The following is a 13,896-nucleotide window of genomic DNA, read 5'->3' as shown; positions in this document are numbered from 1 at the left end:
CAGCCGATTATCGCAGCCGGCGGGTGCTGCGATCGACGGCATCCAGGAACCAGCGCAGCGCCGGATCCTCGGCCGCGCGGACTGTATGGATCAGGTCGATCGCAAAGGCAGGGATGTCGATCGGCGGCATCACGACGGCGATTTCGGCGAGATGCGTGAAGCGGCGGGCGACGCGCTCGGCCATCGTGGCGATGAGATCGGTGCCAGCCACCGCGAAGGGAACGGCCACCACATGCGCCAGCGTCACGGCCACCCGTCGCTTCAGCCGATGCCGCGCCAGCAGCGCGTCGATCACGCTCGGCAGGCCATCGCCGCCGGCCGCGGAGAACAGCGCATGCGGCAGGGTGGCATAATCGCCCAGGCTGAGCGCCTCCGATCGGCCCGCGCGCGCGCCGTCTCGGATGCAGACGAAGCGTTCCTCGAACAGCCGATGCCGGACGCAGCGTGGCGAGTCCGGCAGATGGCCGCCGATCAGCGCATCGAGTTCGGCGCGCTCGAGCTTAGCCAGGGCCGCCGTCGTGTCAGTCAGCGGACGCACGGCAAGGTCGATGCCAGGTGCTTCCATGCGCAACAGACGGCTCAGTTCCGGTACCAGAACGAGGTCGCCGTAGTCGGTCGCAGCGATGGTGAAACGCCGTCGTGCGGTGGCCGGATCGAAGCTTCGATCGGGCGCCAGCGCACCCCTGATGTGCCGTAACGCCTCTCCGATCGGCCCGGCCAGCGCCAATGCCTTTTCGGTCGGCTGCATGCCGGCGCCGGCGCGCAGGAACAGTTCGTCCGCAAACAGCGCGCGCAGCCTTCGCAGCGCGCTGCTCATCGACGGCTGGGCCAGCCCAATGCGCTCGGCGGCGCGGGTGACGTGGCGCTCCTCCATCAGCGCCTCGAAGGCGACCAGCAGGTTGAGATCGACGGCCGATAAATTCATCGTAGCAATAATACTTATAAGAATAATCGATTTCAACAATGATTTGCTTGGGCCTACGGTCGCGACCGACAGGACGACGAGGCGGAAATACTTGGGACATTCATTCGCGAAGCTGATGCCGCGCGGGCCGACCTTGCTGGTCATCGGCGTGCTGGCCGGGCTGGCTTTCCCTGCTCTGGCGGCCGGCGCGCGCCCGCTGATGGCGACGGCGATCTTCGTTCTCGTCCTCGGGACTTTTCTCCAGGTCGACGGCGCGGCGTTCCGGCGCGCGCTGGGGCGTCCGTTGGTCTCGCTGCTGCTGCCGGCGCTGGCGATGCTGGCCTGCCCGCTCGCGATCGGCTTCGCGGCGCGCGGCGCTGGATTTCGCACCGAACTGATCGTCGCGCTGGTGCTGTCGGTGTGCGCGCCGCCATCGACCGGCACGGCGGCGGTCGCGCGCATGCTCGGCTTCGACGCGACCATTCCGCTGGCCGTGACGCTGCTGTCAATGGTGCTGGCTCCGGTCACGGTTCCGCTGATCGCGGCGGGATTTGCCGGTCTCGCGATCGATCCGCTGGCGCTCGCCGCGCGGCTGGCGCTGCTGGTTGTCGGTGCCGGCGCGCTGGCGCTCTTGCTGCGCCGTCAGGCCGCAGCACAATTGGCGCGGCATTCGCGCATCATCGACGCGCTCGTGCTCGCTTCGCTGCTCGTGTTCGCGATTTCCACCATGGCCGGGGTGCGTGCACAGATCGCAACGCAGCCGGCCACCGCGCTGACTTTGGTGGGCCTTGCCTTCGCCTGCAATCTCGCGCTGCAAGCGCTTGGCGCGCTGCTCACGCCGGGTCCGCTGGCCGAGCGGTTGACCACGGGCCTCATCCTGAGCAACCGCAACGTCGGATTGGTCTGGTCGGCGATGGGCGCGACGGTGTCGCCGATGACGGCGCTGTTCTTCGCCGCGACGCAGTTTCCGATCTATATGATGCCGCGCCTGATCGAGATGCTGGTCCGGCGCGAGCGCAAGGAGAAAGCCCCATCATGAGCGAGACCACCCTGACCGAGGACCTCGCCGTCCGCTTCGCCCGCATCGCGCTCGGCCACGTTACGCGCGAATATCCGAACAAGCCGGATCACGTGTTGGCCGGGCCGCAGGATGCACGCACGCCGCGCGAGCTGCATCCAGTGTTCTTCGGCAGCTACGACTGGCACTCCTGCGTCCACAGCACCTGGATGCTCGCCCGGCTGTTGCGCCGTTATCCGGCCTCCGAAGTGGCGGACGACATCCGCGCTCTGTTCGACGCGCAGTTCGTCACGGAGAAGATCGCGGCCGAATGCGACTATCTCGGCGCCCCGACGGCGCGCGGCTTCAAGCGGCCTTACGGCTGGGGCTGGCTGTTGAAGCTTGCCGCGGAGCTCGCTGCGCTGGACGAGATGCGCTGGCGCGAGCAGATTGCGCCGCTGGCCCAAATCTTCGCGCAGCGCTTCCGCGATTTCCTGCCGCTTGCCACCTATCCGGTGCGGGTCGGCACGCATTTCAACACCGCGTTCGGGCTTCGCATGGCCGCCGACTACGCGACCGCGACACACGATAATGCGCTCGGCGCGCTGCTGCAGGAGACGGCGCTGCGCTGGTACGGCGCCGATCAGGATTGCCCCGCCTGGGGTGAGCCGAGCGGCGATGATTTCCAGTCGTCGGCGCTGATCGAAGCCGAATGCATGCGCCGGCTGCTGTCGCCCCGCGACTTCCTGCCCTGGTTCGATCGTTTCCTGCCGCACCTCGCGCAGCACGAACCGACAACCTTGTTCCGGCCCGCGACGGTCACCGATCGCACCGACGGCAAGCTCGCGCATCTCGATGGACTCAATCTCAGCCGGGCATGGTGCTGGCGCGCGCTGGCCGGCGCGTTGCCGGAAGCGGATGTGCGTCGCCCGATCCTGCTGGATGCTGCTCGAGATCATCTTGACGCCGGCCTGCCGCATATCGCCAGCGACTATATGGGCGAACACTGGCTCGCGAGCTTTGCGGTGCTCGCCATCGACGCCGAAGGCTGAGGGCGGCGCCAGGCTTTAGTTTTGACGCGTTTTCTTCATGCGAACCGGAATCCGCTTCGCACGAAAACGCGCTACGCGACGCTTTCCAGGAAAGCGTCTTCCGCGGCCTGGATCGCGTCGGGGGTCCCGACATGCATCCAGACGCCGTCGAGGCGCAGCCCGAACAGCCGCTCCTGCTCGTTGGCGCGGTCGAACATCTTGGTCAGCGAGAATTCGCCGGCAGGGGCGTCGGCGAACAGCGCAGGCGACATGATCGCGGCGCCCGCATAGACGAACGGCACCACCTGGTTTTCCCGGCGCTTGCGCAGCGCGCCGTCCGGCAGCATCGAATAGTCGCCGCGGCCGCTATAGCCGATGCTCGAGGCGGTCGGCGCCATCAGCAGCAGGATATCCATCCGCGCCGGGTCGAAGGCTTCCGCCAGCCGCGCCAGATTGGAGCGCACGCCATCGATCCACATCGTGTCGGCGTTGAGATGGAAGAACGGCGCCTCGCCGAGCAGCGGCAGCGCCTTCACCACCGCGCCGCCGGTGCCGAGCACCTGGTCGCGCTCGTCGGAGATGATCACGCGCGGACGGCTGCGGGTCTTGACGTGCTCGATGATCTGGTCGGGCAAATAATGTACGTTGACGACCGCTTCGGTGACGCCGGCGCCGGCGAGCTTGTCGAGCACATGGTCGAGCAGCGGCTGGCCGGCGACGCTCACCAGCGGCTTCGGCATCGTGTTGGTCAGGGGGCGCATGCGCACGCCGAGGCCCGCAGCGAGCACCATAGCCTTGTGGGGAGTGACGGGCATTTTCCTGATATTCTCGGTCATCATCTCTCGGCGCCGATCATATCACGGCGATTCGGCAATCATATCCGCCATAGTCACGGGACATGACGGCCGTAAGACGGCAACGGGGCCTAGACGTCGGCAGCCTGCGCGCCGCGCCTGGCAGTTTTCTTCTTCTTGTCGCCTTGTTTGAGGAAGTTGACGCCGATCTGGTCGCCATTGACCCACGCCAGTTCGCAGCGGCGATAGGCCAATCCTGTGGACGACAGCAGCAGAAAGAACTCCTTCAGGTTCAGGCCCTCCACCGAGCCTTCGACGGACAGCTTGGCGCCCGTCTCCGACACGTCTTCCATGGTGCAGTCGCGCCGCCAGGTGCCGTCGATGCCCATCATGTGCGCGGCTATGCCGCGCTCAAACGTGACACGATCGCCCTTGCGTCGTTCCGTCCCCATCGTGTGGTCCTGCTCCCGATCCGGCCGCGCCCTGGATGACGTGCGGCCTCCGCAACCTTAGGAGACCCAAGGCTAATAACCCGTAAACTACGGTACCGGGGGAGGGACGTTGGCTGTGTACCAGATGCGGAAGGTGGCCAGTGCCGGATGGGCCAATGACCGTTCGAGGTAGGTCCAGATCCGCGGCTGGTGCTTCAGGTATTGCGGCTTGCCGTCGCGGCGGTTGAGCCGCGCAAAGGTGCCGAGCAGGCGGGTGTTCCGCTGCGCCGACATGATCGCATACAGCTCGGCGAAGCCTGCGGGATCGAAGCTCTCGTCGGTGGCGCGCCGCGCCTTGATGTAGCGGGTCAGGAGCGAGAGCTCGAGCTGCTCCGGCACGTCGATCCGCGCATCCTGCAGCAGCGACACCACGTCATAGGCCGCAGGGCCGAGCAGCGCGTCCTGGAAGTCGATGATGCCGACGCGCAGGATGCCGGTGCGCTCGGCAAGCCAGATGATGTTCGGCGAATGGAAGTCGCGGATCACCCAGGTCTGCGGCGCCGCGGCGGGCTTCTGCAAGAGGCCGCGCCACATCCCGAGGAAGTCGCTGCGGAGCTCCTCGCTCGGCTGCACGCCGCGATCGGGCAGGTACCATTCCAGCATCAGCCCGATCTCGATCAGCCAGGCGTCGATATCGAACACCGGGATGTCGTAGCTCTCGTCCGATGTCACCGGCAGCGTGTCGGGCAGCACTTCGCGATGCAGCGCCGCCAGCATGTCGACGGCAGCCTCGTAACGCTCGGCGATCGGCTGCGGCGGATCGCCTTCGATCACGCCTTCGGCGCCGAGATCCTCAGTGATCAGGAAGCCGGATTCGAGATCGATGTGCCGGATCGCGGGAGCGGAGAAGCCGTGCTTGCGCAGGCCGTTTCCGATGGCGACGAACGGCCTGACGTCTTCGGCGAGATGCACCGCTGCGCTGTAGGACCTGCCGTTGTAGATCGCCGGGCCGTCGGGGCGGCGCGGCGAGTTCATCAGGATGACGCTGCCGTCGTCGTTGCGCAATCGCGCATAGGAGCGCGTCGAGGCATCGCCCGGCATGCGCTCGCGCCGGGCGTTGAGGAAGCCGCCGCGCTCGAGGAACTGGCGCAGCTCGTTGAGCCGCGCAACCTTCGCCGCGCCCTTGCCATGGCCGGTGATCTCGGCCGCGCGGGCGGCCGATCCGAGCGCCGGGCGGTGGCTGAACGCGATGTCGATGCGGTCAGTTGGCATGGCGTCGGGTGCGCGTTCCGGCCACTCGATCAGCGCCACGATGTCGTCGGGCAGCGGCGACAGCCCGATTTCCTCGAGCTCGCTGGCATCGTTGATGCGGTAGAGGTCGGCATGAACCAGCGGAAACGACGGCAGTTCGTAAGTCTGAGCGAGCGTGAAGGTCGGGCTCGGTACTTCCAGCGTATCGTCGGTGGCGAGATAGCGGATCAGCGCGCGGGCGGCCGCGGTCTTGCCGGCGCCGAGGTCGCCCGACAGCGTGATGACGTCGCCGGCGCCGATCAGGAGCGCAAGGTCGGCCATCAGCTCGGCGGTGGCGGTTTCGTTCGCGAGCGCCACCGAGAATGTCGAGGTCGCCGTCATTCCGCGGCGTTGCGATGTGCGGTCTGGTCGATCGGGAAGTCGCAGGTCACGGTCGTACCGCGGCCTACGGTCGAATCGACACGCACCCGTCCGCCATGCAGTTCGACAAAGGAGCGGACCAGCGACAGGCCGAGCCCGGCGCCGCGATGCCGCGAGCCGTGCGAATGGCTCTCGAACCAGTTGAACACCTTGTCGCGCATTTCGGCCGGAATGCCGGGTCCGGCGTCGGTCACCGCAAACACCACGCTGTGCTCGGTGCGGTGCGCGCTGATCGTGACGGTGGCGTCATGCGGCGAGAAGCCGACCGCGTTGGCGAGCAGATTGTAGAGCACCTGCACCACGCGCCGCTCGTCGCCGACGAAGGCGCCGATGTTGGGCTCGATATCGACCTTGAGCGTGATGCGGTCGGTCGCGAGTCGGTCCTGGATGCCCTCGGCGGCGGCCTCGATCGCCTGGCCGATATTGACCGGGCCGAGCTCGAGCTTCATCGCGCCGGCGTCGATGGTGGCGAGATCGAGAATGTTGTTGGTCAGCGCCAGCAGCGCGTTGGTCGATTTGGTGACGTAGTCGAGATACTCGGCCTGCTTCGGCGTCAGCGGCCCGGTCGAGGGATCGCTGAGGAAATGCGCGAAGCCGATGATGGTGGTGAGTGGCGCGCGCAGCTCGTAGGAGACGTGGTGGACGAAATCCACCTTCATCTGGTCGGCGGCTTCCAGCGCCTCGTTGCGCTCGCGCAGCGCCCGCTCGACATTCTCGGTGTCGGTGATGTCCTGGAAGGCGAGCAAGGTCTTGCCGTCGGGCAGCGGGATGGTCATGCAATTCAGCACGCTGCCATCCTTGCGCTCCAGCTTGAGCGCGACCTGGGCGCGGTTCTCGATCGCGGTGATCTGCTCGCGCAGCGTCCGCCAGGTCGGCGCGTCGTCGAACAGCGGCCGGCACAGCGCCTCCACCGCCTCGATATGCGGCTCGCCCTGCAGCGCATCGGCCGGCAGCTTCCACATCTTGGCGAACGGCGGGTTGAACAGCTCGGCGCGGCCGTTGCTGCCGAACACCGCGACCGCCTCGCCGAGATTGTCGAGGGTCTCGCGCTGCACCCGGGTCAGGCGGTCGTAGCGGCGCGCGAGGTCGAGGCTCTCGGTAACGTTGTCGAACAGATAGGTGACGCCGCCCTCGAGGTTCGGCGTGGTGACGACGCTGATGGCGCGGCCGTCGGGCAGGAACCAGGTATAGGTCTCGGATTCGACCGCGCGATAGGCCTCGTGCAGCTTGGCCTTCCAGGCGCGGAAATCCGGCTGCTCGGGCAGCTTGCGGTTGGCGCGCAGCCGGTCGAGCACGCTGGAATCGTCGGGGTTGCTGTCGAGGAAGGCCTGGTCGAGGCCCCACAGCCGCCGATAGGACTCGTTGTAGAAGGTCAGCCGGCGGTCGGCATCGAACACCGCGACGCCCGAGGAGAGCTGGTCGAGGGTGCGCCGGTGCGCTTCGACCATCCGTGCGATCGCCGCGCGCAGCGCCGCGGCCTCGCTGGCGTCGATCGCGATGCCGGCGCTGCCGCCGCTTAGCTTCAGCGCCTGCACGTCGTAGATCCGCCGCTCGCCGCTGACGACGATCGGCAGCCGCGCGGCATAATTGGCATTGTCGTTCAGCGCGCGGGTCAGTTCGGTGCGCTGGTCGCTTTCGAGCAGTTCGAGGTTGCGCTGCAGCGCGTCCGACACGCTCTTGCCCTCGGTGGCGCGGACATAGGCCGCGTTGGCGTAGCGCAGGTTGCCCTCGAGGCTCTTGGCCCAGATCGGCCATGGCGCGGCGGCGGCGAAATCGCGCAGCAGCTCGGTCTCCTCCTGCAGCGTCTTGTAGCGCAGGTTGGATTCGGCAAGCTCGCGGCGCAGGCCGCCGAGCTCGCGGATCCGCACGATGGCCTGGCCGCCGATCGCGCGGCCCATCGCCTCGATGGCGCGGCCGGCCGAGGTCGAGAGGTTGAGCAGGAACGCCTCGCCCTTCTCGCGCAGCGCGTCGACCGCGTGGTCCATCTGCAGCGCCGGCTCGGGCGGCAGCCAGGTTCCGAAGGCGAGGATGCGTTGCGGCGCGCTTTCCTGCGACATCACCAGCGAGACGTCGCCCGAGATCTGCGGCCGGTTGTCGCCGGCGGCCCAGGAGATCAGCACCTGCGGCTCGACGAACAGCAGCGCGCGCAGCCGGTCGGATTGCGCCTGCAGGTCGGTGATCTCGGACTGCAGCAGCTCCTCGTTCCGCGTCGCGCGCAGGCGGGTGCGCATCAAAAGGATCGCGGCGACGGCGGAGAAACCGACCAGCGCGAACGACGTCGCGAGAACCGCAACCTCCTGATGATTGAAGCCGAAATGATCCGACAGCGCCTGGGTCACCAGGTTTTCGGCCGCAAACGCGGCGCGGGCCGGCAGCAATGCTGACATGGCGAGCCCAAGCATGCCGTCGCGCGCCAGTGAGGTGCATGACAGCAGGGTTCGACGCATTGCCGCGACTACGCCCGACATATGTTGCCCCAGAACGCACAAACCTTAAGGCATGATCCGGAAACCAGGAGACCGGTATTCCCTCACGGCAAACGTTGGACGTTTGTCCGGGGATCATGCCCAAGCAGGACCCGACAGCCCGACGAAGACCCCCGTCGCGCTCGAATCAATCCAGAATAGTCCCAACCGGACTCGGCGAGTAAGAGTCCAGACCGTGAACGCAGAATCCGCTGTGAAAAAATGCGGCGCGTGACGTGGATTTTATGCGAATTGAGTCCGTATTCGCGCGGGGAGCGTGATCTCTCGGAGAGAGCCGCACACTTCTCGTCGCGTTCTAGCGCCCGGTCGAGCCGAAGCCGCCGCTGCCGCGATCGGTCGGCGACAGCACGTCGACTGGAACCAGCTCGGCCCTTGTGACCGGCGCGATCACCATCTGTGCGATGCGCTCGCCGCGCCGGATCGAGAAGGCCTCCTGGCCGTGATTGATCAGGAGCACGTTGATCTCGCCGCGATAGTCGGCGTCGATCGTGCCGGGCGAGTTCAGCACCGTGACGCCGTATTTGGCGGCAAGGCCGGAACGCGGCCGCACCTGCGCCTCATAGCCCGGCGGCAGCGCGATCGTCAGCCCGGTCGGAACCATCTCGTAACGCCCCGGCAGCAGCAGCAACGGCGCCGACCGCGGCACCGCGGCCAGCAGGTCGAGCCCGGCGGCATCAGCGGTCTGGTAGATCGGCAGCAGAAGATCTGCGCCATGCGGCAATTGGTGGACTTCGACCTTGATGATGGCGCTCACGATGCGGTTCCTACGGCTCTTGCGATCCGCGACACCAGCGCGCTCGCGACTTCTTCCTTGGTCATGACCGGCCAGGAATCGACGGTGACGTCCTTGCCCTCGCGCGAAAGCAGGTGAACGGTGTTGCGATCGCCGCCCATCACGCCGGTGGCCGGCGAGACGTCGTTGGCGACGATCCAGTCGCAGCCCTTGCGCGCGAATTTCGCCTTGGCGTTCTCGATCAGGTGCTCGGTCTCCGCGGCAAAGCCGATCACCAGCGGCGGCCGCTTCTCCTTCAGCTTCGAGATCGTCGCGAGGATGTCGGGGTTCTCGACCAGTTGCAGCGGCGGCATCCCGGCTGCGGTCTTCTTCAGCTTCTGGCTGCCTTCGCTGGCGACCCGCCAGTCGGCGACCGCCGCAGCAAAAATCGCGACGTCGACCGGCAGCGCCGCCTCGACCCGGTGCAACATGTCGCGCGCGGACTCCACGCGCATGATGGAGATCCCGGCGGGATCGCCGAGCTCGACCGGGCCGGTCACCAGCACGACCTCGGCGCCGGCGGCGCGCGCAGCGGCCGCAATGGCAAAGCCCTGCTTGCCGGACGAGCGGTTGGCGATGTAGCGGACCGGATCGATCGCCTCATGGGTCGGGCCGGCGGTGATCAGCACGCGCTTGCCGGCGAGCGGGCGCGGTTGCGGCGGCCGCAGCATGCGGTCGGCGGCGGCGGCGATCTCGGTCGGCTCGGCCATCCGCCCGACCCCGGCCTCGCCGGCTTCCGCCATTTCCCCCGCGTTGGGGCCAACGGTGTGGACGCCGTCGCGGCGCAGTTGCAGCACGTTGCGGCGGGTGGCCGGATTGTTCCACATCAAGGGGTTCATCGCCGGCGCCAGCAGGATCGGCCGGTTGGCCGCAAGCAGCGTGGCGGTGGCGAGATCGTCGGCATGGCCCTGCGCCATCTTGGCCATCAGGTCGGCGGTCGCCGGCGCCACCACGATCAGGTCGCAGTCCCGCGCCAGCCGGATATGGCCGGCGTCGAACTCGCTCTCGGCGTCGAACAGGTCGGTGTAGACACGCTCATGCGACAGCGCGCTGGCCGCTAGCGGGGTGACGAATTGCTGGGCTGCCTTGGTCAGCACGCAGCGGACCTGGATGTGCCGCTCCTTGAGCCGCCGGATCAGATCCAGCGCCTTGTACGCCGCAATGCCGCCGCCGATGATCAGGGTCACGCGGGGCTCGCCGGCCGCGCTGGTGACCCGTGGGGCGGGGGCTGCAGCCGTCAGGGAACCTGCGCTAGGCGCCTCTGCGGGCTCCGTACCGCCCTCTGCGAGGTCCCGGAGGATCACCCGGATCTCTTCCTCGACCGAGCGGCCGTTTTTGGCGGAGCGGAGCCGGAGATAGGCCTTCAGCGTGTCGTCGAGTTTGCGGATGGTCAGGCTGGCCATGGCATACCCCCAAATATGATAGCGATGCTATCATATCATGCATGCATTGCAATCAATGTGCGCGGATGGCGAAAAAGATCGCGATCAGGGCGGCGGCAATGACCCAGAGGCCGACGGTCTGCACCCGCGCCTTGCGGGCCTCGGCGCGGGCCATCTCGTCGATCGAGTCCGACGACAGCATGTGGCCCTCCCGCGTCATGGTCTCGAGCTGCTCGAGCACCGTCACGGCGCGGCTGGCGATCGACGGCAAATTGGCGATGACGCGGCTGAGCTCGCCCACACCCGATATCGCGCCCTGGATGCGGCCGGCCGGGCCGAGATTGTGCGTGATCCATTCGCGCACCACGGGGTCTGCGATCTTCCAGATGTCGAGCTTGGGATCGAAGCCGCGCGCCACGCCCTCGACCACCACCATGGTCTTCTGCAGCAGGATCAGTTCGGGCCGCGTCTGCATGTCGAACAGGCCGGTGACCTCGAGCAGAAGCGTCAACAGCTTCGCCATCGAGATTTCCTCGGCGGTGCGGTTGTGGATCGGCTCGCCGATGGCGCGGATCGCCTGCGCGAAATTCTCCACCGAATGGTGGCCCGGCACATAGCCGGCCTCGAAATGCACCTCGGCGACGCGGCGGTAGTCGCGGGTGATGAAGCCGAGCAGGATCTCGGCAAGGAAGCGCCGCTCCTTCAGCCCGAGTCGCCCCATGATGCCGAAATCCACCGCAACGAGGCGGCCAGCGTCGTCGAGGAACAGATTGCCGGGATGCATGTCGGCGTGGAAGAAGCCGTCACGCAGCGCGTGGCGCAGGAAGCTCTGGATCACCTTGCGGCCGAGGTCCGGCAGGTCGACCTGGGCCTCCGCCAGGCGAGCGTGATCGTTCAGCGCGATGCCGTCGATCCACTCCATCGTCAGCACGCTGTGCGCGGTGCGATCCCAATCCACCGCGGGCACCCGGAAATCCGGATCGTCGCGGGTGTTCTCGGCCATCTCGGACAGCGCGGCCGCCTCGAGCCGCAGGTCCATCTCCATCGCGACCGAACGCGACATCGTGTTGATGACTTCGATCAGCCGCAAGCGCCGCGCCTCGGCGGAATGCGCCTCGGCCTTGTGCGCGACAAAGAAGAAGTCGCTGAGGTCGCGGCGGAAGCGCGCGGCGACATTGGGCCGGAGCACCTTGACTGCAACCTGATGCCGCACGCCGTCGCGCTCGACCTCGGCGCGATGCACCTGTGCGATCGAGGCTGCGGCAACCGCCGGACCCAGATGCACAAAGGCCTGCGACAGCGGCCGTTCCAGCGATTGCGTGAGGACGGCTTCGGCCTCTTCCTGCGCGAATGGTGGCAGCCGGTCTTGCAGGGCTTCGAGATCGCGCGCCATCGCCACGCCGACCACGTCGGGCCGGGTGGCGAGGAATTGCCCGAGCTTGAGGTAGGCGGGCCCGAGCCGGGTCAGCGCGCGCGACAGCCGTGGGCCTGACTTGGCGGAGCGGCGCTCGATCAGCCGCGCCAGCTTCAGCGCGAGCTGCCCGGGCGGCGGCACCAGCGCGGGATCGACGACGCCGAACACGCCCTCGCGCGCAAACACGAAACCGGCGCGGGCAAGGCGCGAAATGTGGGTCAGTGCAGAGATCACAAACGCCAGCCCGAATGCAGCGCCACGATGCCGCCGGAGAGGCTCTGCCACTTCACGCGCGAAAAGCCGGCGGCGCCGATCATGTCGGCGAACGCGCTCGGCCGCGGGAATTTGCGGATCGACTCGACGAGATATTGATAGGACTCGGCGTCACCGGTGACGGCGCGGCCGAGCGGCGGGATCACCTTGAAGGAGAACAGGTCGTAGATCCGGTCGAGGCCGGGCACATCGACAGTGGAGAATTCCAGGCACAGGAAGCGGCTGCCGGGCTTGAGCACCCGGTAGGCCTCGCGCAGCGCGAGGTCGATCTGCGGCACGTTGCGGATGCCGAACGCGATGGTGTAGGCGTCGAACGCGCGGTCGGCGAAACCCAATGCCTCGGCATTGCCCTCGACGAACGACACGCGGTCATCGAGGTGCTGCTTGGTGGCGCGTTCGCGGCCGACCGCGAGCATGTCGGTATTGATGTCGCAGACCGTGGCATGGAAGCCGGCGCCCGCGGTCTTGGCGGCCCGAAACGAGATGTCGCCGGTGCCGCCGGCGACATCGAGCAGTGCGAACGGCTGGTCGCCCTTCGGCGGGTCGAGCGTCGTGATCATGACGTCCTTCCAGGCCCGGTGCAGGCCTACCGACATCAGATCGTTCATCAGGTCGTAGCGCGACGCTACGCTGTGAAACACCTCGTTCACCAGCGTCTGCTTCTCGCCCAGGGGCACGTCCCTGAAGCCGAAATGCGTGGTTTGATCCGGCCGATCCATTACTCAGACTCTCAACCCTTGTTGGTCGCGTTTTCCTGGCGCGAACCGGTGTCCACTTCGCTCGAAAACGCTCCAGCCAGACCATAGCGCGGCGGCCGCAATGGCGCTATCACGTCACTTCCAAAAGGTGAATGCCTGCCATGCCGGAATTACCCGAAGTCGAGACCGTCCGCCGCGGCCTGCAACCGGCCATGGAAGGCTCCAAAATCCTCAAGGCCGAGGCCCGCCGCAAGGATTTGCGGTTTCCGTTTCAAAAAGACTTTATCGCCCGCCTCGAGGGCCAGACCATCACCGGGCTCGGCCGCCGTGCCAAATATCTGATGGCGGACCTGAACTCCGGCGACGTGCTGCTGATGCATCTGGGCATGTCGGGCTCGTTCCGCGTGCTGAAGCAGGAGGGCGCGGCGGCGCCGGGGCAATTCCACCATCCGCGTAGCGACGATCGCGCGCATGATCACGTCGTGTTCTACATGTCGTCGGGCGCGGCGGTCGTGTTCAACGATCCCAGGCGCTTCGGCTACATGAAGATCATCGCCCGCAACGCGATCGAGGACGAACCGCTGCTGAAGGGGCTCGGGCCAGAGCCGCTCGGCAACGAATTCGACGCGGCGATGCTGGCGCGTTCCTGCCACAACAAGAAGACCAGCCTGAAGGCCGCGCTGCTCGATCAGCGCGTGGTGGCCGGACTTGGCAACATCTATGTCTGCGAGGCGCTGTTTCGCTCGCATCTGTCGCCGCGGCGATTGGCCGCGACGCTGGCGACGAAGAAAGCCGAGCCCACCGACCACGCCAAACGTCTCGTCGATGCGATCCATTCGGTGCTCAACCAGGCGATCAAGGCCGGCGGTTCCTCGATCAGCGACCATCGACTGACCAACGGCGATCTCGGCTACTTCCAGCATTCGTTCCAGGTCTATGACCGTGAAGGCGAGACATGCCGCACGTCAGGCTGCGGGGGCATCGTCAGGCGTTTCACCCAGAACGGCCGCTCCACGTTCTGGTGCCCGAAGTGCCAGAAGTAA

At 66.9% G+C, this 13,896-nt stretch carries 12 protein-coding genes; 3 read left to right on the top strand and 9 right to left on the bottom strand.

Translation table 11 applies throughout. The features are described from left to right. Positions 1–7: 7 nt before the first annotated feature. On the bottom strand, positions 8–1,069 hold the full coding sequence (locus CO675_RS07175; protein ID WP_245452657.1) for a LysR family transcriptional regulator: 1,062 nt from the start codon (positions 1,067–1,069) through the stop codon (positions 8–10). On the opposite strand from CO675_RS07175, the gene CO675_RS07170 reads away from it, so the two are divergent. Beyond that, positions 1,041–1,943, top strand: a complete 903-nt coding sequence (locus CO675_RS07170; RefSeq protein WP_097671310.1) for a hypothetical protein — start codon at positions 1,041–1,043, stop codon at positions 1,941–1,943. The genes CO675_RS07175 and CO675_RS07170 overlap by 29 nt on opposite strands. Next, a complete protein-coding gene (locus CO675_RS07165) occupies positions 1,940–2,953 on the top strand; it encodes a DUF2891 domain-containing protein (RefSeq protein ID WP_097671309.1) in 1,014 nt (337 codons plus the stop codon). The genes CO675_RS07170 and CO675_RS07165 overlap by 4 nt, the downstream gene beginning before the upstream one ends. A gap of 71 nt (positions 2,954–3,024) precedes the next feature. Here the strand turns inward: CO675_RS07165 and CO675_RS07160 are convergent, their stop codons facing one another. The 8 genes from CO675_RS07160 to ubiE form a co-directional block, all read right to left on the bottom strand. Next, complete coding sequence (locus tag CO675_RS07160; protein WP_097671432.1) at positions 3,025–3,747, bottom strand: nucleotidyltransferase family protein; 723 nt, start codon at positions 3,745–3,747, stop codon at positions 3,025–3,027. Positions 3,748–3,857: 110 nt separating this feature from the next. Then, entirely contained in the window at positions 3,858–4,178 is a 321-nt protein-coding gene (locus CO675_RS07155; RefSeq protein ID WP_097671308.1) for a PilZ domain-containing protein, read from the bottom strand. A gap of 87 nt (positions 4,179–4,265) precedes the next feature. Further along, positions 4,266–5,789, bottom strand: coding sequence for a tRNA (adenosine(37)-N6)-threonylcarbamoyltransferase complex ATPase subunit type 1 TsaE (gene tsaE, locus CO675_RS07150; RefSeq protein WP_097671307.1), 1,524 nt, complete (start codon positions 5,787–5,789; stop codon positions 4,266–4,268). Then, positions 5,786–8,296: a sensor histidine kinase gene (locus tag CO675_RS07145; protein WP_097671306.1), complete on the bottom strand. Its 2,511-nt coding sequence runs from the start codon at positions 8,294–8,296 to the stop codon at positions 5,786–5,788. The genes tsaE and CO675_RS07145 overlap by 4 nt, the downstream gene beginning before the upstream one ends. Before the next feature lie 313 nt (positions 8,297–8,609). Then, positions 8,610–9,068 carry a dUTP diphosphatase gene (dut, locus tag CO675_RS07140; protein ID WP_097671305.1) on the bottom strand — a complete coding sequence of 153 codons (459 nt, stop codon included), beginning with the start codon at positions 9,066–9,068 and terminating at the stop codon, positions 8,610–8,612. Further along, the gene (gene coaBC, locus CO675_RS07135; RefSeq protein WP_097671304.1) at positions 9,065–10,489 is read right to left on the bottom strand and encodes a bifunctional phosphopantothenoylcysteine decarboxylase/phosphopantothenate--cysteine ligase CoaBC; all 1,425 of its coding nucleotides are present in this window, start codon (positions 10,487–10,489) and stop codon (positions 9,065–9,067) included. The genes dut and coaBC overlap by 4 nt, the downstream gene beginning before the upstream one ends. Positions 10,490–10,541: 52 nt before the next feature. Then, on the bottom strand, positions 10,542–12,116 hold the full coding sequence (gene ubiB / locus CO675_RS07130; RefSeq protein ID WP_097671303.1) for a 2-polyprenylphenol 6-hydroxylase: 1,575 nt from the start codon (positions 12,114–12,116) through the stop codon (positions 10,542–10,544). Beyond that, positions 12,113–12,874 (bottom strand): bifunctional demethylmenaquinone methyltransferase/2-methoxy-6-polyprenyl-1,4-benzoquinol methylase UbiE, encoded by a 762-nt coding sequence (ubiE, locus tag CO675_RS07125; RefSeq protein ID WP_097671302.1) that lies wholly within the window; start codon positions 12,872–12,874, stop codon positions 12,113–12,115. Before ubiE ends, ubiB begins: the two co-directional genes overlap by 4 nt. Positions 12,875–13,014: 140 nt before the next feature. Between ubiE and mutM the strand changes: the two genes are divergently transcribed. After that, positions 13,015–13,896: a bifunctional DNA-formamidopyrimidine glycosylase/DNA-(apurinic or apyrimidinic site) lyase gene (gene mutM, locus CO675_RS07120; RefSeq protein WP_097671431.1), complete on the top strand. Its 882-nt coding sequence runs from the start codon at positions 13,015–13,017 to the stop codon at positions 13,894–13,896.

Source organism: Bradyrhizobium sp. C9, assembly GCF_002532045.1.
Classification (GTDB): Bacteria; Pseudomonadota; Alphaproteobacteria; order Rhizobiales; family Xanthobacteraceae; genus Bradyrhizobium.
This window is presented reverse-complemented; position numbering and strand designations above follow the sequence as displayed.